Annotated in this window: 21 protein-coding genes and 1 tRNA gene; 7 read left to right on the top strand and 15 right to left on the bottom strand. The window is 67.5% G+C overall.

The annotated features are described in order from the left end of the window. The first annotated feature begins 26 nt into the window (after positions 1-26). Positions 27-1223: a sunset domain-containing protein gene (locus tag GIY23_RS20720; protein WP_154078191.1), complete on the top strand. Its 1197-nt coding sequence runs from the start codon at positions 27-29 to the stop codon at positions 1221-1223. A 456-nt stretch (positions 1224-1679) separates the two neighbouring features. Here GIY23_RS20720 and GIY23_RS20715 read toward each other — a convergent pair whose 3' ends face one another. Continuing rightward, on the bottom strand, positions 1680-2129 hold the full coding sequence (locus tag GIY23_RS20715; protein ID WP_187351953.1) for an Lrp/AsnC family transcriptional regulator: 450 nt from the start codon (positions 2127-2129) through the stop codon (positions 1680-1682). Positions 2130-2203: 74 nt separating this feature from the next. Here GIY23_RS20715 and ddaH point away from each other — a divergent pair, with 74 nt between their 5' ends. Both ddaH and htpX read left to right on the top strand, forming a co-directional pair. Beyond that, positions 2204-3058, top strand: a complete 855-nt coding sequence (gene ddaH / locus GIY23_RS20710; RefSeq protein ID WP_154078189.1) for a dimethylargininase — start codon at positions 2204-2206, stop codon at positions 3056-3058. A 157-nt stretch (positions 3059-3215) separates the two neighbouring features. Then, positions 3216-4088, top strand: coding sequence for a zinc metalloprotease HtpX (gene htpX, locus GIY23_RS20705; RefSeq protein WP_154078188.1), 873 nt, complete (start codon positions 3216-3218; stop codon positions 4086-4088). A 308-nt stretch (positions 4089-4396) separates the two neighbouring features. On the opposite strand, the gene rfbA is transcribed toward htpX, so the two are convergent. Continuing rightward, positions 4397-5278 carry a glucose-1-phosphate thymidylyltransferase RfbA gene (gene rfbA, locus GIY23_RS20700; RefSeq protein ID WP_154078187.1) on the bottom strand — a complete coding sequence of 294 codons (882 nt, stop codon included), beginning with the start codon at positions 5276-5278 and terminating at the stop codon, positions 4397-4399. A 61-nt stretch (positions 5279-5339) separates the two neighbouring features. After that, positions 5340-5831, bottom strand: coding sequence for a YajQ family cyclic di-GMP-binding protein (locus GIY23_RS22720; protein ID WP_187351952.1), 492 nt, complete (start codon positions 5829-5831; stop codon positions 5340-5342). 121 nt (positions 5832-5952) lie between these two features. Here GIY23_RS22720 and GIY23_RS20690 point away from each other — a divergent pair. After that, positions 5953-6034 (top strand) — tRNA-Tyr (locus GIY23_RS20690). Between the two features lie 121 nt (positions 6035-6155). On the opposite strand, the gene GIY23_RS20685 is transcribed toward GIY23_RS20690, so the two are convergent. The 12 genes from GIY23_RS20685 to GIY23_RS20630 all read right to left on the bottom strand — a co-directional run bounded on the left by GIY23_RS20685 (position 6156) and on the right by GIY23_RS20630 (position 15374). Continuing rightward, positions 6156-7514, bottom strand: a complete 1359-nt coding sequence (locus GIY23_RS20685) for a tyrosine-type recombinase/integrase (protein ID WP_154078185.1) — start codon at positions 7512-7514, stop codon at positions 6156-6158. Then, positions 7511-7702, bottom strand: coding sequence for a helix-turn-helix transcriptional regulator (locus tag GIY23_RS20680; RefSeq protein WP_154078184.1), 192 nt, complete (start codon positions 7700-7702; stop codon positions 7511-7513). Before GIY23_RS20680 ends, GIY23_RS20685 begins: the two co-directional genes overlap by 4 nt. Positions 7703-7755: 53 nt before the next feature. Next, the gene (locus GIY23_RS20675) at positions 7756-9105 is read right to left on the bottom strand and encodes a DUF3631 domain-containing protein (protein WP_154078183.1); all 1350 of its coding nucleotides are present in this window, start codon (positions 9103-9105) and stop codon (positions 7756-7758) included. Between the two features lie 77 nt (positions 9106-9182). Beyond that, positions 9183-9860 carry a hypothetical protein gene (locus tag GIY23_RS20670; protein ID WP_154078182.1) on the bottom strand — a complete coding sequence of 226 codons (678 nt, stop codon included), beginning with the start codon at positions 9858-9860 and terminating at the stop codon, positions 9183-9185. Next, entirely contained in the window at positions 9857-10456 is a 600-nt protein-coding gene (locus GIY23_RS20665; protein ID WP_154078181.1) for a GGDEF domain-containing protein, read from the bottom strand. The genes GIY23_RS20670 and GIY23_RS20665 overlap by 4 nt, the downstream gene beginning before the upstream one ends. Positions 10457-10546: 90 nt before the next feature. Continuing rightward, complete coding sequence (locus GIY23_RS20660) at positions 10547-10732, bottom strand: hypothetical protein (RefSeq protein ID WP_154078180.1); 186 nt, start codon at positions 10730-10732, stop codon at positions 10547-10549. 6 nt (positions 10733-10738) lie between these two features. Then, positions 10739-10996: a hypothetical protein gene (locus GIY23_RS20655; protein WP_154078179.1), complete on the bottom strand. Its 258-nt coding sequence runs from the start codon at positions 10994-10996 to the stop codon at positions 10739-10741. 141 nt (positions 10997-11137) lie between these two features. Further along, a complete protein-coding gene (locus tag GIY23_RS20650) occupies positions 11138-13384 on the bottom strand; it encodes an FtsK/SpoIIIE domain-containing protein (protein WP_154078178.1) in 2247 nt (748 codons plus the stop codon). Then, positions 13384-14286: an ABC transporter permease gene (locus GIY23_RS20645; RefSeq protein WP_154078177.1), complete on the bottom strand. Its 903-nt coding sequence runs from the start codon at positions 14284-14286 to the stop codon at positions 13384-13386. The genes GIY23_RS20650 and GIY23_RS20645 overlap by 1 nt, the downstream gene beginning before the upstream one ends. Further along, positions 14283-14513, bottom strand: coding sequence for a hypothetical protein (locus GIY23_RS20640; protein WP_187351951.1), 231 nt, complete (start codon positions 14511-14513; stop codon positions 14283-14285). The genes GIY23_RS20645 and GIY23_RS20640 overlap by 4 nt, the downstream gene beginning before the upstream one ends. A gap of 95 nt (positions 14514-14608) precedes the next feature. Further along, entirely contained in the window at positions 14609-14824 is a 216-nt protein-coding gene (locus GIY23_RS20635) for a hypothetical protein (RefSeq protein ID WP_154078176.1), read from the bottom strand. 250 nt (positions 14825-15074) lie between these two features. Next, positions 15075-15374: a hypothetical protein gene (locus tag GIY23_RS20630; RefSeq protein ID WP_154078175.1), complete on the bottom strand. Its 300-nt coding sequence runs from the start codon at positions 15372-15374 to the stop codon at positions 15075-15077. A 112-nt stretch (positions 15375-15486) separates the two neighbouring features. Here GIY23_RS20630 and GIY23_RS20625 point away from each other — a divergent pair, with 112 nt between their 5' ends. From GIY23_RS20625 to GIY23_RS20615, 3 genes are all read left to right on the top strand, one after another. Next, entirely contained in the window at positions 15487-15837 is a 351-nt protein-coding gene (locus tag GIY23_RS20625) for a GntR family transcriptional regulator (protein WP_154078174.1), read from the top strand. 150 nt (positions 15838-15987) lie between these two features. Next, entirely contained in the window at positions 15988-17589 is a 1602-nt protein-coding gene (locus tag GIY23_RS20620; RefSeq protein WP_154078173.1) for a transcriptional regulator, read from the top strand. Beyond that, positions 17586-17939 carry a signal peptidase I gene (locus GIY23_RS20615; RefSeq protein ID WP_154078172.1) on the top strand — a complete coding sequence of 118 codons (354 nt, stop codon included), beginning with the start codon at positions 17586-17588 and terminating at the stop codon, positions 17937-17939. The genes GIY23_RS20620 and GIY23_RS20615 overlap by 4 nt, the downstream gene beginning before the upstream one ends. Positions 17940-18275: the final 336 nt, after the last annotated feature.

The raw sequence follows: 18275 nt of genomic DNA, 5'->3' as shown, positions 1-18275 counted from the left end.
CCGGTCCTTGAGGAGGAGCGTCGCCCGTGACGTGGCTGTTTGTCCAGGTGTGGTTGTGGAGCCTGCTCGCGTTCGCGCTGGGTGTCGCGTTCGCGTGGTTGTTGCTGGTCCGTCCGGCGCGGGCGCGGGCGGCGCGGCTCGAGTACGCGCTCGCGCAGGAGCGTGCACGTCAGGAGCCTCTCGCTCGCCGGGCGCTGGTTCCCGAGATCGCCCCCGAGGAGCCGGCCAACGAGGCCACTCGATTCGAGCCGATGGACGAGCGGTTCGTCGACGTGGGCGAACGCGAGCGGTTCGGTGCGGAGTCGGCTCCCCCGGATCGAGACGACCCGCCGTGGCTGGGCGGGACGGGTACCGACGAGCTGCCGAGCCAGGACGTGACCGACCTCCCGGAGTGGGACGAAACGGCCGAGTCGTGGTCCCCGTCCACCAACGGGCACGCAGCACCGGATACCGAACGCACCTCCCAGGCGGACGTGGACGAGAAGCCGCAGACGTCGGTGATCCCGATCGCGAACCTCGATTCGGCGACTCGGCGACCGACGTTCGGGGGGAGTGTCGGCGAGTGGCCGACGGTGTCCCCGGAGGACGATCTCGAATCGGGGCCAACGGCACCCGGGATGCCCACGCCGGAGCGGGAGACCTCCGAGGACGAGACGGTGGGCGGCCTCGAGCCGGTCGACGCGGAGTCGACCGCACGGGTCGCGCCGGTCGATCCTCCCACCCCGGACGTACCGGCGGCCCCGGCCGAGCGGCAGCAGGGCGTGCCCGGCTGGTTCCAGAAGCCGCCCGAGGTCGAGGACAGCGAGCCCGACCAGGCCGTCGCACCCGACGAGCCGGAGTCGTCGACCCAGGCGACGAGCATCGAGGTTCCGACGGAGGCGGAGGCCGTCCAAGCGGCGGGCATCACGATCACTCCCGACCCGGAAGCCGAGCCGCTGCCGCGTCGCACTCCGGGTGTCGGGCCGCGCCCGGGCCTGCAGAACCTCAAGTCCCGGTCGTCGGACGGGGCGTCCCCCGAGCAAGCCGTGGGCTCCGCGCGCCCCGAGGGCGTGCCGAAGAACGAGGGCGACGTCGTCAAGGGCCACTTCGCGTCGAGGCGATACCACACCCCGGACTCGCCTTACTACGACCGGATCGTCGCCGAGGTGTGGTTTGCCGACGCGGAGGAGGCCGAGCGCGCCGGGTTCGAGCCGTGGGACGGCTGGCTCCGCAACCGCGACTGAGCTTGAGCTGAGAGGGCGTTGTGGAAGTTGGGTGGGTGGTCCGGTACCGCCGCCCCAGTTCGTGCCTCGCGGCGTTGGGGTCCTCTTGAGTACCAGGCGTACGCGGCGAGAACCCCTGCCTTGCGAGGCACGAACTCCGAACGCCGGAGCCCCTCGCTTTGCTGCGGCTGGGCACGTATGAGCGTGCCCTACGGGCACCAAGGACAGTTCCCCAATGCACTCTGAGGTTGCGCGGGTTGGTCTGCCGGGGGTGGTTTCGTGGCGGAACCTCAGCGCCCTCCTCGCTGCGGGATCGGCGACATCGAGTAGCCGACCTACACCACGTCGACGCTGTCCTCGCGAGGAGGGCGCTGAGAACCCGCGGGTGGTCGATCGGCGTAGGCGGCTTGGCGTAGGTGGCGGGGAACTGTCCGCGCGAGCGCGGCTGAGCGTTGGTTTCGATCGTTGCGTCGTGGTTCAGGCGCGGTCCGCCGGGGGAGGGCGGTCGAGCAGCCGGGAGAGCACGACGGTGGAGACGGTGCGGTTGACGAAGTCGACCGCCCGCAGTCGTTCCATCGCCGTCTCCAGGTGGTGGATGTCGGCGGCTCGCATGTGCACGATCGCGTCGGCCTGCCCGGAGACGGTGTAGGCGGCGACGACCTCGGGCAGCGGTTCGAGTCCGCCACGGATGCGGTGTGCGGGGACGTTTCCGTGGCAGTGGACCTCGACGAACGCCTCCGTCCCCCAGCCGAGCGCCTCCGGGTCGACGACGGCCGTGAAGCCCTGGAGCACGCCGAGGTCCAGCAGCTTGTCGACACGGCGTTTGACGGCGGGCGCGGAGAGGCCAACGGCGGCGCCGATGTCGGCGAAGCTCGCGCGCGCGTCGGCGACCAGCCGCGAAATGATTCGTTGATCCAACGTGTCCATATGCAACATTCTGCCGCAAAATGTGCAACGTTGTGCCGTTGTCGCGTACGCAGACGGCCATTACATTTCGAATCATGTCCGCCCCTACCGTCGTGCCGCAGGCCGAGCGCGCCACCCGCGTGCCCACGCGTCGCCACTACGTCATGTGCCCGCCCACCCATTTCGCGGTCCAGTACTCGATCAACCCGTGGATGGACCCGGACTCACCCGTCGACGCCGCGAAGGCGATGCGTCAGTGGGAGAACCTGAAGGCGACCTACGAGCGGCTGGGACACACCGTGGAGGTGGTCGACCCACAGCCGGGTCTGCCCGACATGGTGTTCGCGGACAACTCCGGCACCGTCATCGACGGCCGGGTCCTCGGGGCGAAGTTCTTCGCCCCGGAGCGTGCCGCCGAGGCCGAGCACTTCCGCCGCTGGTTCCTCGCACGCGGCTACCGTGAGCTGGTCATGCCCCGGTACGTCAACGAGGCCGAGGGTGATTTCGTGTGGACCGGGCGGTACCTGCTCGCGGGCAGCGGCTACCGCACCGTCCCGGAAGCGCACGCCGAGGCCCAGGAAGTGCTCGGTGTCCCGGTCGTGTCGTTGACGCTCGTCGACCCGCGCTTTTACCACCTGAACACGGCGCTGTTCGTGCTCAATCGGGCCGACCAGCCGCACATCGCCTACTACCCGGAAGCGTTCTCGGCGTCCTCGCTGCGCGTCCTGGAGCGGCTGTTCCCCGACGCGATCAAGGTCGGTGCCGCCGACGCCGACTGCCTCGGCCTCAACGCGGTCTCGGACGGCAAGCACGTGCTGCTGCCGGTCGAGGCGACGGCGCTGGCGAAGCAGATCGAGGAGTGCGGCTACGAGCCGGTGTTCGTGGACCTCTCGGAGATCCGCAAGGCCGGTGGTGCCCACAAGTGCTGCACGATGGAACTCCACAGCTGACCGACCGCGGCTCGAACGGGCCGGACATCACCTGGTCGTGGGTGTGTGGGTGGTGACGGCCACGTTCGGCGGTGGAACTCCGGGGCGCGCCGATTCGTTGAACGAGTGACCTTCGACAGGGACAGGTCATCGGTCGGGGGCACGGAGGCGAGAGTACGTGCACAGTCATTTCAATGGTCTGAAGACCGCTTTGCTGCTGGGCGGCATGAGCGCGTTGGTCCTGCTCGTCGGTTCGATCTTCGGGCGCATGGGGCTGGTCATCGCGTTGGTGCTCGCGCTCGGCATGAACGGCTACGCGTACTTCAACTCGTCGAAGCTGGCGTTGCGTTCGATGCGTGCCAGGCCGGTGTCGGAGGCCGAGCAGCCCGCGATGTACCGGATCGTGCGCGAGCTGGCGACCTCGGCGCGGCAGCCGATGCCCAGCCTGTACGTCAGCCCCACAGCGGCCCCGAACGCGTTCGCCACGGGCCGGAACCCGCGCAACGCCGCGGTGTGCTGCACGACGGGAATCCTGGAACTGCTCGACGAGCGCGAACTGCGGGCGGTCCTCGGTCACGAGCTGTCCCACGTCTACAACCGCGACATCCTCATCTCCAGCGTCGCGGGAGCGCTCGCGAGCGTCGTCACGTTCCTCGGGAACTTCGGCATGCTGTTCGGGATGTTCGGCAGCGGCGAGAATCGGCCGAACCCGTTCGCGATGATCCTGGTCGCGCTGCTCGGCCCGATCGCGGCCGGCGTGGTGCAGATGGCCGTCAGCCGGTCCAGGGAGTACCAGGCGGACGCCTCGGGTGCGGAGCTGACGGGTGATCCGCTCGGTCTGGCCTCGGCCCTGCGCAAACTCGAACGCGGCACGCAGCGCGCTCCGCTCGCCCCGGAACCGAGCCTGGTCTCGCAGTCGCACCTGATGATCGCGAACCCGTTCCGCCCGGGGGAGCGGATGACGAAGCTGTTCTCGACGCACCCTCCGATCGGCGAACGCGTGAGCCGCCTCGAACGCATGGCCGGCCGCGAACTCCCCCCGGGGATGTGAGCCACCGGCCTCAGAGGCATTTCGGAACTTGGATGGGGGTCCGGTACCGCCGTCCCAGTTCGTGCCTCGCGGCGTTGGGGTCCTCTTGAGTGCCACTACCGTACGCGGCGAGAACCCCTGCCTTGCGAGGCACGAACTCCGAACGCCGGAGCCCCTCACCGTGCCGAGGCTGTTCGCGTATGACCGTGCCCGACGGGCACACAAGCCAGTTCCGAAATGCACTTTCAGACCGCACACGCCCCTGTGGACAACCCCGCCCCCTGTGGACAACCGGGTGGCAAATTCGCGCGAATTTGCCACCCCGCGGCTCAGCCGGTGGCGCCTGCGGCGCGGGCGACGTCCATGACGTAGTCGCCGTAGCCGGACTTGACGAGTTTGGCGCCGAGGGCGAAGCAGTCGTCGGCGGAGATGTAGCCCATCCGCAGCGCGACCTCTTCGAGGCAGGCGATGCGCACCCCGGTGCGATGTTCGAGCACCTGCACGAACTGGCCGGCTTCGAGCAGCGAGTCGTGGGTGCCGGTGTCGAGCCACGCGAAGCCGCGCCCCAGTTCCGTCAGCCGCGCCCGGTTCCGCCGGATGTAGGTGAGGTTGACGTCGGTGATCTCCAGTTCGCCGCGCGCGGACGGGCGCAGGCCGCGTGCGATGTCGACGACCTCGTTGTCGTAGAAGTACAGCCCGGTGATCGCCGTGTTCGACCTGGGATGCGCGGGTTTCTCCTCGATGGACAGAAGTTTGCCGTCCGCGTCGATCTCCCCGACGCCGTAGCGTTCGGGGTCGCGCACCGGGTAGCCGAACAGCATGCAGCCGTCGAGTCCGCGCGAAGATTCCCGCAGCACGCGGGAGAATCCCTGCCCGTAGAAGATGTTGTCCCCGAGCACGAGTGCGACGTCGTCGTCACCGATGAAGTCGGCGCCGATGACGAACGCTTCGGCGAGCCCGTTCGGTTGCGGTTGTTCGGCGTAGCTCAGTTCGATGCCGACCTGGCTGCCGTCGCCCAGCAGTCGGCGGAACAGCGGCAGGTCTTGCGGGGTGGAGATGACGAGGATTTCCCGGATGCCGGAGAGCATCAGCACCGACAGCGGGTAGTAGACCATCGGCTTGTCGTAGACCGGTAGCAGCTGTTTGGAGACGGCCTGCGTGATCGGGTGCAGCCTCGTCCCGCTGCCGCCCGCCAGCACGATCCCTTTCACACGTGTCCTTCCGTCGGGTGCCCGACTCGCGGGACGCGCCCGCGAGCGGCCCGCCCCGTGGTCAGCGGAAGTTCTCGAACTGGAGGGCCACGTCGAAGTCGGCCGACTTCAACAACTGGATGACGGTCTGCAGGTCGTCCTTCTTCTTGCCCGAGACCCGGAGCTGGTCGCCCTGGATCTGCGCCTGCACACCCTTCGGCCCCTCGTCGCGGATCTTCTTGGAGATCTTCTTGGCGACGTCCTGGGCGATGCCCTGCTTGATCTGGCCGGTGACCTTGTAGGTCTGACCCGAGCTGGCGGGCTCACCGATCTCGAGCGACTTCATCGACAGGCCACGCTTGATCATCTTCTCCTTGAAGACCTCGATGGCAGCCTTGCAGCGTTCCTCGGTCTCGGATTCGAGGGTGACGGCGTCCTCGCCCGCCCAGCTGATCTTCGTGTTGGTGCCCCGGAAGTCGAACCGGTTCGCCAGCTCCTTGGCGGCCTGGTTCAGCGCGTTGTCGACTTCCTGGCGGTCAGCCTTGCTCACCACATCGAACGACGGGTCTGCCACGTCCTGTCCTCCCTGCTCGGTCGGCTTCCGTCCGCCCACGCTACCGCCACCGCCCCCGACCGATTCCGTTGGCGCCGGGGATGTAAGCTGGTCACCGCAGGCGGACAAGGCCTGCGTTCGAGCCAGGTTGCCCGAGCGGCCAAAGGGAGCTGACTGTAAATCAGCCGGCATTGCCTTCAGAGGTTCGAATCCTCTACCTGGCACACCAGCGAGAACACCCCCTGACCTGCGAAGACAGGCCAGGGGTTGTTTTTCGTGCTACCCGGGCGCACCCGGAGCTACCCGGGCTCACCCGGCCGTCTGTGGACAATGCGTGGACACGGTTCACCGGAGCGCGCGGTCGACCCGCGCACGAGCCTCCTGTTCGCCACCGTCGAGGCACTTCGCGTAGACGCGGAGCAGGACGTGGACACTGTGCCCGGCCCACTCCGCGACCCGTGTCGCCTCGACTCCGGCGTTGAGCCACGTCGACACAGCCGCGTGCCGGAGGTCATACGGACGCTTGGCCAGCGGAGTGGCAGCCACCTCTTCCGTGAACGCATCCGTGCGGGCGTTGGCCCAGGCTCGTCCGTAGACGGTGCTGGAGAGGCGTCCACCGCTCCGCTTGCCCCAGAACAGCCGACCGTCCGGTGCGGTTCCGTAGGCGTTCAGGTGATTGTGCAGGAACGCGGTGAGCTCGGGTGAGCACGGCACGATCCGGCCGATGTCGTCGTCACGGTGCTTCAGACTCCGTTCCTCGCTGGCGGTCCTGCTGTCGGTCCACTCCTGGGCGATCTCGGGCGTGGCGCGTTCGAGGTGCAGCTCGCCCCAGCCCTCTTGGGGTAGCGACAGGTTGCGTTTGCGCAGGTTGGTGGCCTCCTCCGGCCGTAGGGCGGCGAAGTACATGAGCGCGAAGAACGCGGTCATTCGCGGTGTGCGCTCGTGGACTGCTCGCAGTAAGGTGCGAGCTTGGATCGGGTTGGCGACGGCTCGTCGGTCCACTTGCTTCAGCGTCGTGCTGCTCCGCCGGATCTTGACTTCGTGTAGGGGGTTGCTGGTGAGGAGCTTGCGCTCGATCGCGTAGCGAATTGCGTTCGAGAGCGTCGTGCGACGGAGTCTGACAGTGTCCGAGGCGGCTCGGCTGCCGTCCTGCTTGACGTCCAGTTCTGCCAGGACTTCGCGCAGGACCTCGGGTTTGGCGAGGTCGCTGACGCTGCGGCTGTGGTCAGCGATCCATTTGAGAGCCTTCCTGACCTCGGGTGAGTGTTCCCCATCTCGGGTAGAGGGGTTGAACGCTCTGCGGAAGGCCTTGTTGAGAATCCTGCGGTCAGGTGCCGCCCGGTTCGTGGAGAGCATGGCTGCGGAGATCGGTGCGAGAGAGTCGGCCGTGCTCTTGCGTTGCCCCGGGGAGGTGTCACGCCACTTCATGTCGACGTACTCACGAGCGAACTCGAACCAAGACCGCTCGGTAGTGGTCCGCGACAGCGAGACGGGCATGCCGGTCTCGACGACGAACGCTTCGCCTTTGCGCGATGCGCTGACGAGATCCGACCGGAAACTCTCTGCTTGTGCGTAGGTGCCGTATGAGACGTAATGGCGCTGGTTCCGTGTGCGCCAACGGACCCCGTAGCTGGTGACCTTGTCATGTGCGTTCTTGCGGTACCGGATGTTCCAGACTCGGACTTCGTAGGTGGTCTCGGTCATGCGGCGTCCTCCAGGGTGTCGAGCCAGGTTTCGAAGTCGGTGCGGCGGATGCGCAGGGAGCCGTTGGGTAGGCGGATAGCCTTGGGCGCCCGCTGCTTCGCTCGCCAGTCGTCGAAGGTCGTTCGCGCGATCCCCATCTCCTCGCAGAACTCCGCGACGGTCATCCAGTTGCCACTGCGTTGAGCCATGATGGGCCTCCCGGCTGGTTGTGCGTGGGGCGTCGGTCGGTGCGAGGGCGGAGTCAGGGCGGGTTCTCCGTTCTCGGTTGGCTGGTGTTGTCCGCTACTGCCGCTACTGGCGCTACTTGCCTGGTCAGGGCGGTAGCGGAGGAGTTTCCGCTGCCGCTACCGCCGCTACCTGCCTCGGCGTCGGGTAGCGCCGGTAGCGGCACCTGTTCGTCGTCCGCTACCGGTGTGACCTGCGCGGTAGCGTCGGTAGCGCTGGTAGCGGCACTCGGCAGGTAGCGGCGCCAGGCGTCGACGAGTCCGTCTTCGCCGTCGGTGCGGAAGCCCTTGGCGACGTGTCCGCCGGGTTGCTTGATGTTTTTGGAGGCGACGCCGTAGCGGGCGAGTTCTTTGGACAGCCGTCGGGGGTCGAGGGGTTTGCCGTAGAGATCGCCCCACGGTGCTTCGTCTAGGCCGTGCAGTGCGGGAAGAATGTCCACAGTGGTCATCCGATCGACGCCGCGAGCGGTGAACAGGTCCCGGAGGTCGGCCAGCAGCCGTACCCCGAGGGACTGGGTGCCTCCTCCGGTGGCGTGAACGAAGTGTTGGCAGGCGGCGCGGGCGGTGTCGGGCCAGTGCCCGCCTGCGTGGTCGGCGAGGGCAATGAGGGGTTTCCAGATTTCGGCGGAGCGGTCGAACACTCCGGCTGGCATGGCCGGTCGTGCCCCGGCGAGGCGCTCGCTGGCCTGCTCAGTCCAGGCAGCGAGTTCCTCGCGCAGCGGCGCGGCTTCGCCTTCGACGTCTTCTTCGAGGAATTCTTCGACGGGTTCGTCGGGGGCGCGTTTGCGCATGTGGATGGTGATGGCGCGGGTGGTGATGGTGGCGGGCATGTGTCCGGCGATTCCCGCGAGGGCGGCGGGTGCGTAGACGGGGAAGCGTTCGACCTTCATGGCTTTGGCATCGCCGACGCAGCGGGCGATCGTGGCGGAGCGTTTGTATCCGGCGTTGAGCATGGCGCGGAGGTCTTCGTAGTTGCCGCCGTTCTTGGGATTGAAGATAGCGTCAACCTCGTCGAACAGGATCGTGATCGGCCCGGCGCTGACCATGCGGAACAGTGCGGCGGTCGTGGCGGAGATGGTCATTTCGGGTTCGCGGACGAGGTATTGGCCGACTTCGAGCACGCGGGTCTTGCCGCTGCCGGGCTCGGCCGAGTCGAGGATCAGCCGGGGTGTGGCGTAGAACAGGTGCGCGGCGTGGGTGTGGGCGAACCACAGCGCGATCGTCGGCGCGCAGTGCTCGGAGGGCAGCACCAGAAACCGGCTGAGGAACGTGGCCACGTCGTCGAGCACCTCGGCACCAGCCCGCGTCTGTGGACGCTGTTGGTTGTCGGAAGTGCCGACGAGGTGCAGCGCGGGGGTTGTGGGCATGGCGTCCTCCTCTCCGCTGGTTGGTGGGTTCGGGCGTTGGATGCGGCCGAGTCCGGCAGTCTGGGGTTGGGGTGTGCTCACGCGGCCTCCCCTCGCTGACGTTCTGCGCGGGCTGAGTGGCGTTGTGCCCGTCGACCGGTGGTGTCCCCGTTTGTGGCTTCCGGCGCCGAGTCGTCGCCGGAGAGGCGTTCTGTGATCCCGCTGAGTTCGCCTCTCCCGCAACGGGAGGGAACCGTTGGTGCGATGGGGCGGATGGAGTCGGCGTCGAGGGACTGCCGGTGGCGGTGTTCGAGGTCGATGGTGCGGTCGTCGAGAGTGGCGAGTTCGTCCAGTTCGGACACTCCGGCGTGCTCGATACGAGCGAGGATGCAGTGGGCGTGCTCGCGTAGGGCGTGGCGGTAGGCGGCTTCGAGCATCGCCGTTTTGAGGTACGGGCCGGTGACGGGGTCGGGTGCGGCGCGGTAGGTGTCGATGAGCCAGTCGGTGAGCAGCTGGTATTTGTGGACGGTGTCGAGACGCCCGGTGCGCCGTGCTTCGGCCAGCAGTACGGCTGGGTCCGGTGCGATGCCCTGGGCGGTGAGGCGGATGGCCATCGCGAGGACTTCCCCAGCGATCGGGGTGGTGGCGTCGTCGGGTTCCATCCCGGCCAGCAGCCGCAGTGCGGTGGGGGCATCGCACCGCATGAGGCAACCGAGGAACGAAACCTCGGCATCGAGGGTGACTGGGCCGGATGGGGTCGGGTGGGTGGGGTTCATGCTGCGGTGCCTCCGTGTTGGTCGCGGGTGCGGTCGGAGTGGGTGGGCAGGACGGTCAGGCGCCGGTTGGCTTTGATCTCGTACATGTGCGCGTCGGCGTGCCCGAGCAGCTCGGTCAGTGGGGTGGCTGCGGGGGCGATGGCCAGGCCGACGCTGCCGAGGGCGGTCAGGCGGTGCCCGTCGACCCATATCGGCTCGGCCAGTGCAGCGGTGATCTGCTCGGCACGGGCTTCGGCGGCGCCGCTGGTGGGCACGGGTCCGAGCCAGACGGCGAACTCGTCCCCGTGCAGCCGCACGGCGTGTTCGCCGGGTTGGGTGGCGGTGGCGAGTTGGGTGGCGACGGCGGCCAGGACCTTGTTGCCGAAGTCGTGGCCGTGGGTGTCGTTGATGGCTTTGAACCCGTCGAGGTCGACCATGCACAGCCCGACGAGGCTGCGGGTGAACCGCTCGCGGCGGGCGAGGCGGTGTAGGGCGGTGCGGTTGCCGAGCCCGGTCAGCGGGTCGGTGTGCAGCCTGCGCCGGAAGACGAGTGCGGCGGTGGTGGTCGCGGCCGCCCAACTGGCGGTGCCCAGGATCAAGGGGAGTTCTGCGAGCATGGTGGTGCCTCCAAGCGGGGTAGGGGCCCCGCCCGCCGCTGGTGGTAGGTGTGCGGGCGGGGCCTGCTTACTGGGGTGGATTCAGTGGGTTCACCAGTGGCGCTTGTCGTAGCTCCATCCGGCCTTGCGGTAGCAGCGGCCGCAGAGAGGAGCGTTGGGCTTGGCGCCTTCGCCGGGCTTGAGCTTCGTGCCGCAGAGCGCGCGGATGCTGTTGAGGCCTTGGGCGGCGGTCTCGGCGCGGCAGGTGTCGGGGGTGATGTGCATCGGCTTAGCCATGAGGAGTCACCTCCGGTTCTGGGTGCGGCGGCGGTGGTGGCTGGTGCGGTTGTAGGCGTGGCGTCCGAGTCGGATGCGGCGTCCGGTGCCGTGGCAGCGGGTGCAGAGGCGGAAGGCGGTGACGATGCGGGCGTGGCGTTTGCCAGTGCCGGAGCAGTGGCGACACGGCTTGAAGGGCCAGATCACGCAGGTGAGGAAGTAACCGAGCGTGAGCATGAGGGCGGCGGGGATGAGGATCGCTAGCAGCTCATGTGTGGGGGTCATGGGCCTCCTGTGCGGGGTGTGGGCACGGTTCTCCCTGCGCACCGCTAGTGGCTAGGGTGCTGGGCAGTTGTGGTGTTGGGGTGCTAGCGGGGTCGCTAGGTCTAGCGGGTGGGGTTGCTAGGTCTAGCGGGGTTGCTGGGCCTAGCCGGCGTCCTGCTTTCGGTTACGTTCGGTGACGATCGTGGTGAGGTCGGTGCGGTGGAATCCGCGCCGGTTGCGGCCCTCGCCGGCTTGGTCGGTGCCCCAGACTTGCCGGTTGGTTTTGAGCCCGTGGGGTTTGAGCGCGGTGGTCAACTGGTCGGCGGTGTAGGTGCCGTAGGTCTCGGGCCAGGTCGCGGCCAGCCGGGTGGCGGCGGTTTCGGTCCAGATCTTGTCCTCGTCCGGGCTGAGCAGGGACAGGAGGTCTTCGGGCAGGGTGTCGGCGGTGCGGTGGCGGGTGGTGTCGTGGCCGAGTGCGTGGCCGGAGAGGGTTCCGGCGGTGTGCCGGGAGGTGCGGGCGCGGTCGGTGATGGTGTCGGCGGCGGGGTTGTCGACGTAGGCGGAGCGGGCGAGTTGGGGGTCGTCGGCGTTGCCGACGAGGTAGCCGATTCCCTTGTCCTTGGCGGTGAATGTGGAGGCGCGGACGCCGTTGCGATACATCGAGGTGCCCAGCACCATGTCGTTTTCGACCTGGCCCATCACGCGCAGGCAGAACCGGATGCCGACGTTGGCGCTCACGCCGGTGGGCAGGCTGTCCTTGTCCGGCCGCTGCGTGGCCAGGATCAAGATCACGCCCATCGCGGGGCCGCGTTTGATGATGGCCGTGGCCAGCTCTCCGGCTTCCTTGCCGAACTCCGGGTGGGAGAACAGTTCCTGGCATTCGTCGACCGCGATGACGAGGGGGTGTAGGCCGAGGTCGCGGCGTCCGGCGACCTCGGGGGTGACCTTGTTCTCCGGGACGAGGGCCTTGTTCTCTCGCGCCAGGCGGGTGATCGTCCCGGCCCGGGCCTCCAGGTCCTTGTAGACCTCGCGGAGGCTGTCGAGGGTGGCCTCCACGGTGCCGTCATCCGGGCCCGAGGCGTAGTGATGCGCCACCTTCCCCAACGATTCGAGGTCGCCGGTGCCCTTGAGCTCGAACACGCGCATCTCGGCGCGCACGTCGAGGGCCACGGCCAGCAGCAGCACCCGCAGCGCGAACGTCTTGCCCACGCGGGGCATGGCGCCGATGAGCAGGTTGTTGAACATCAGGGTGATCGCGACGGGCCTGCCGCGTTGGTCGGTGCCGAACGGCACCGGCTGAAACAGATCGGCCGTGCCCTTCCTGAGTAGGGGCCAGGCGGGTTGGGTGGCCTTGGCCATGTCCTGATCCCCGACCCACAACACCAACCTGCCGGCGTGTTCGGTGCCGTCGGACTCCGGCCACACACAGCCAAGTGGGCGACGCAGCCCGGAGGCGAGTTTCTCGCGGCGTTCGACGATGTCCGGAACGGTCACGCCGTGGGGCAGGTCGATGTCGGCCCGCCACCCGGGCCCGTCGCGGGTGATGGGTTTCGGGAACGCGATCCCGGAACCGCGGGCACCCATCACTTTGTTGATTTCGGCGATGCCCAGTGAGGCGAGGGCGCGTTCGACGATGTCGCTGGTCAGCTTCGCCACCTGCGTCGACACCACGGCCCGACCCGTGACGGGCCGGTCCTTGTGGCCTCCGGCCACGCCGAGGGCCAACACGAGCCCGACCAGCAGGGTCCAGGACAGCAACGTCGGCAACCCGGGCACGACGACAACCACCAGCGGCAGACCGACCAGCAGGACGGGAGCGGTCAGGGCGAGGCGGGTGCGCACGCGGTGGTCGCGCTGGGTGGTCAGCCGCAGGTACTCGGCCGCGTCTTCGCGGCGTGCGGCCGCCGAGCGCAGCGGTTGGCCTTCGGCGTCGAATACCCACCGCGCCGCACCACTCACCAGACGCCCGGTGCCCCGAGGCGCTTGGCCCGCGAGTTTCGCTGCATAGAGCGGGCTGCGGGCGGCGTGATACCCGGCCGCGTGGGTGTAGTGCCCACCCGCCCACTTCGCGGCCTCCCGGATCTGGTCCTTTGAGGACAGCCAGGTCGGCAGGATCGCCCGCCGCTCCGCGCGGTTCAACCGCTCCCAGAACGACAGACCCGCGCTGGTGTCGGGCTGATCCACCTGCGTTGAGGTGTCGGGCTCGTCCTCGTCGACGATCTCGCCCTCGACGACCTCCGGAGCCGACTCCACCTCGCCAGGGGCGGGGTGTTCGTCACGGGCAGATTCGTCGGACCGTTCTGTGGACTTGGCGGGGAAGTTGTAGACACGAGCGTCCTCGCCCGTCTCGGAACGCACGTCGTCGCGGTTGTCGTCGTGGTCGGGGGTGTGGTTGTGGTTCTCGGTCATCAGTGGGCCTCGCTTTCGGCCGGGGTTCGTAGGAGGTGGGTGAGTGCGGCGCCCATGCCCAGCACGGCGACGGGCAGGCAGGACACGGCGGTGGTGATCCACCACGGAGCGGCGGTGATACCGGCGGCGGTCATCAGGTGGTAGGCGATCTGGCCGAGTGCGCCGAGCGCGAGGGAGCCGAGCGCGGACCACTTCGCAAAAGCGCGTGCCCTGAGTGGGACCGCGCCGGAGAGCCACACGCGCAGGGCGTAGGCGGCGTAGGTCTCCACCCCGATCGGCAACGTGATCGCCGTATTGATCTGCAGCGAGTCCCAGATCCCGGGCAAGGGGTGCACGATGCCGAATCCGGTCAGCGAGCCCAGTCCGACCCAGCCGGACCAGATCGCCACAAACGCCGGAAGCGCCAACAACAACACCGGCCACGCCGCCGGAACCCGACCCGCCGGCGGCACGGTCATTGCTGGTTCCGTGCCGGAGGTCGTGTCTGGGTTCGCAGGCGTGCTCACCGGCTCGGGCGCAGCCGGCACACCCTTGCCGGTACCCGCCTGTGACACCGGGTTCTGGTCCGCTCCGTTGGCGGAGTCGGCCGGTTCCGGTGGAGCGATTACCGGCAGCGGTTCCGTGGATGGATCGACCGGTGCCGATCCCACCCCGGTCCCGCTGGGCTCGGGCACCGCGTACGGCCGGACCGAGCCTGTCGGACCCGTCTCGCTGGGTCCGGTGGGGTGGTCGGTGAGGTGTGCCCGCAGGGTGGTGGCCTTGCGGGCGCCGATGCGGAACTCGCTCATCAACCGGTTCCGCGACGGAACCCGGCCCAGCACCTCGGCCAGCTCGCGGGCCTGCGGCACCAAGTCCTGGACCTGGGCTGGGTAGGCGCTGCGGGTCGTGGCAGGAGCACTCATGCCTGCCCACCCCCACCGGTGTAGAGGAACGCGAACAGGGTTTGCTGCAGGTCCACCAGGTCGGCGGTGCCGACGGCGCACGGACCGCGAAACGCGGGATAGCCGTGCCGTTCCAGCACCTCGGCCACGTCCAGGACCAGGCCGAGCGTGAACCGCGGATCGTCGTCGACGGTGGCCACCGGATACCGGCGCACCCGCGTGTGGCCCTCAGGCGGTGGGGTCGTCATGCTGAGGGTCTCCTTGCTGCTCAGCTGGTGGTGGGGAGCCCGGTCCGGCAGGGAGTTCTTGGCGGAATGACTGCCGGGCCGGGACCTGCGGGGGCTCAACTGATCCCCACATCAGCCAGCACACCGTTGGCGGCGGTAGTGATCGCGGACGCGAACGTCTGCGTCACCTCAGCCATCGGGTCACCGACCACGGTCGGCAACAGCAGGAACGCCAAGGCCATCCCACCGATGAGCTGGGTCCAATCCATCCGCTTGCGCGCCAGGATCAGGATCACGACGATTAATCCGACGAGGACGTTGTAGGTCACCACAGCGAAACTCCAATCAGGACAGACAGAGACCACCACAGGTCTCGATTGCGGTTCAACGACTCCGCTTGCGGGCGTTCTTGCACTCGCGGCACGTGACCGAGCCGAGGAAGACGTGCTCCCAGTCCCCCGTGCCGCCGGGAAACCTCATTCCGCACCGGGTGGTGACATCTCCGTTCCACCAGCTCCGACGAGCATCGTGAACAAAATCCTTAGCCATGACTCCTCCGCTTTCCTCGGACTTCTCGGCGACTCACGCAGCCGACGACGGATCGTCTATCTCGACTTCCCGCAGAGGACCGGGACCGTTGGACAGCGCGCGGGCCCACTGCCGTTCAGCCAGCAGCTTGTGCAACTCGCGACGGGCACGGTCCAACCGCCGCATCGCAAAGACATCCGTGACCCCCACGGCTTCCGATGCCAGCACCGCGCTCTCGGCATCGATGACGTTCAGTTCGAGCTTCACCGCGAGATAGTCCGTCGCCAGCGCAGCCCGCTCGGCCTCCAGGGGCTGCTCAGTAAAGGTGTTGGCGGACTCGGAAGGCTTACGCATTGCTGACTCCTGTCGTGCGGTTAATGCACATTAAGGCGCATTAGTGTGCTCGTGTCAAGGGCCGTTTGTGGCGCACTAGTGCGCCTGGAGTGGAAGGGGTTAAGCTGGCGTCGTGCCGATCAATCAGCAGGGCGCTCAGCCACTCAGCGCACAGATCGAGGAAGACCTACGACGCCAGATCACGGCCGGTGAGGTGCAGGTAGGGGCGAAGCTTCCGTCCCTGCGCTCGCTTGCGGAGGACTACGGTGTGGCCGAGCTGACCGTGCACGTCGCGGTGAAGAAGCTCCAGCACGAAGGGGTTCTTACCTCGGTGAGCGGCCGTGGAACGTTCGTCAGCGCCAAACCGGACGATGTAGCCCCGAGTGACGAGACATCCGAGCTGCAGGCGATCCGCGACGAGGTGCGCGAACTTCGGATGCGGGTCGAGGCTGTCGAGCAATCTCAGTCCGAAGCCGGCCGCTGAGTGCGGGAGCGGGTGGCTCACGGTGTTCCTCCTGGTGTCTGCTTTCGACTGACACCAAGAATTCAACCCTGTGACCTGGGCAAATCTGATGAACCAGCGATGCACCAGCAGTGCACCCACGATGCACTCGACTGAGGGGAGCGCGGCGAAGTGGACGTTGTCGATGTCTGGACGGGTGAGCGCGCCAGCGCCCTCCAGCGGGCACAGCGACTGACGAACGAAGCCTTCGCGGACCGACTCGGGACAGCGGTGCGCACCGTTGCGAAGTGGAACGCAAACCCGGAATCTCAGCCGGGCAGCGAGCTTCAACAGGCGCTCGATACCTTGCTGTACCAAGCGCCAGATCAAGTCAAGGCACGCTTCTCACTGCTCGTGGAGACCACGGACGAGGCATCGCATCCCGAAGCGTCCGAAGGGCACCGCAAACGCGATACGGCAGAAGCCGAGCGGCGGATCACGGCTGATCCCAACATCGGGGCAGCCCTCGACTGGGTTGAGCGGGAAGCTGGCTGGGCAAGCGGAACCGCTCGCAACCAAGTGCTCGACCGTCTCTCTGCGCTGGAACCGCACTCTCTGCGCGATCGGCGATTCCGCCGCAACCGCGTCGACCAACACCAGCTTGCCGAGGCTCTGGCCACCTACTACAGAGATGGCCGGACAGGGTGGGGCACTTACACGGCAGGCATCGAAGACGCTCGACGTGCCGTGACGAGCGTCTTCACCAGTCCGGACTGGCTGGACCTGCGGTGCCCGCTCACACCCGACCACGACCAGTTCGCCTTGGAGCGCACGCCGGCCGCATACGGACACGGGTTGGACGAGTTCACGACCGAGCAGGCGGTTCAACGGATCGCCGAGACTCTGGAAGAAGACACCCGACTGGTCAACGCCCCGCTGTATCGTCTACTCGACGCCGATGTCGGCTCCGGCAAGCTCGGCGGCTCGTTTGGGATGACCGAGTTCGTGCAGTACGCGCTTACGATGGATCTCCTCGAAGGGGAGATGGTTGACGCGATCGCTGAGGATCGTTCAACGCTGCCAGGTCAGCTCCCGCTACGGGACCACTATCTGCCGGACGCTGCGGCCGTCCTCGACACCCGGCAGCGTCTGTGTGCTGGCGGTCCTCTCGCGTTGTGCGCGATCGCGCGCCCTGGGCGAGGTCGTCGTCCCGCTGACTACGTCCTACTTGTCCAGGAACGCGGTGGGCACGTCTTGAACGCATCCCGGCGCCTCGCTCCGATCCCGAAGTCGTTCCATGAACCGCTCATCGATCAACGCGAGGACACGCAGCTCAGCGCCACGCTCCAGCGAGAGATGGAGGAAGAGCTGTTCGGGCGCGAGGACGTGGACAACACCATCTCCCCTCAACGCAGCGCCGACCCGATGCATCTGAGCAGGCTTTCCGAGCCCATGCGGTGGCTGACCGAGAACGACAGCGACCGTCAATGGCTCATGGAGTGCACCGGTCTCGGCCTGAACCTCGTCAGCGGGAACTATGAGTTCGCCAGTTTGATCGTCATCCATGACGAGGAGTTCTGGCAGCGGTTCGGCGGCCAGGTGGAGGCCAACTGGGAATCAAGCAAGCTTCAGCAGTACTCCAGCATGGACCGCGTGCTGCTCGCGGAGCTGTGCGCCGATGTGGCATGGAGCAACGAGGGTCTGTTCGCCTTCCTGCAAGGACTTCGTCGGCTGTCCGAGCTGGACAGCCCTCGCGTAGACGCCCCGGCGATCGAATGGGAGATCCAGCAATGACCGACCAGTGGTACACCGGTAACGCGGCGGACGACGGCAGTGAGCGCCGCGGCTGGATCCTCGGCCACTTCATCGACCCCAGCGAAGGCGTACGCCACTCCAAGGATGTCGAAGTTAAGTGGGGTACTCACCCGGCAGGCGAGACGCGCCCGGAGTGGGCACCGGACAACGAGCGCACCACGTTGGTCCTCCTCATCCACGGCAAGTTCCACGTGCATCTCACCGACGACAGCGCCCTGCTTCAGCGGCAGGGCGACTATCTGGTGTGGGGACCGGGCGTCGAGCACGCATGGGAAGCGGAGGAAGACTCGGTCGTCGTGACCGTTCGGTGGCCGACTTTGCCCCGGTGAGGGTTAGCCCGTCCGACCGCCTTGTCGTGCACCGACAGTGCTGGCCTCTTCCACTGGGCACGAGGTGGGACGGGGTAGTTGCAAACTCGATCATCTGCGGTTATGACCGTAGTCGAGATGTCACTTAGGGTAGTAGATTCGGGTTAACGTCAGAGTGAGTGAGGGCCGTCTTGGACGCGTTCCGAGTACATGAGCAGCTGATCCGCGACTACCGCTCTTTCAGCGAAGGTTTCGTTGAGATCCGCGACGAGCGGGTCCGTGGACATGTGCAGCGGCAGCTCTCTCGCGGTGCGCAGTGGCCGCCCCCGTGGCTGGCTCTCAACCCCTCGTTCGCAA

It is taken from the genome of Allosaccharopolyspora coralli (assembly GCF_009664835.1).
Taxonomy (GTDB): domain Bacteria; phylum Actinomycetota; class Actinomycetes; order Mycobacteriales; family Pseudonocardiaceae; genus Allosaccharopolyspora; species Allosaccharopolyspora coralli.
The sequence above is the reverse complement of the archived record's forward strand: the minus strand, read 5'-3'. Positions and strand labels throughout refer to the sequence as shown.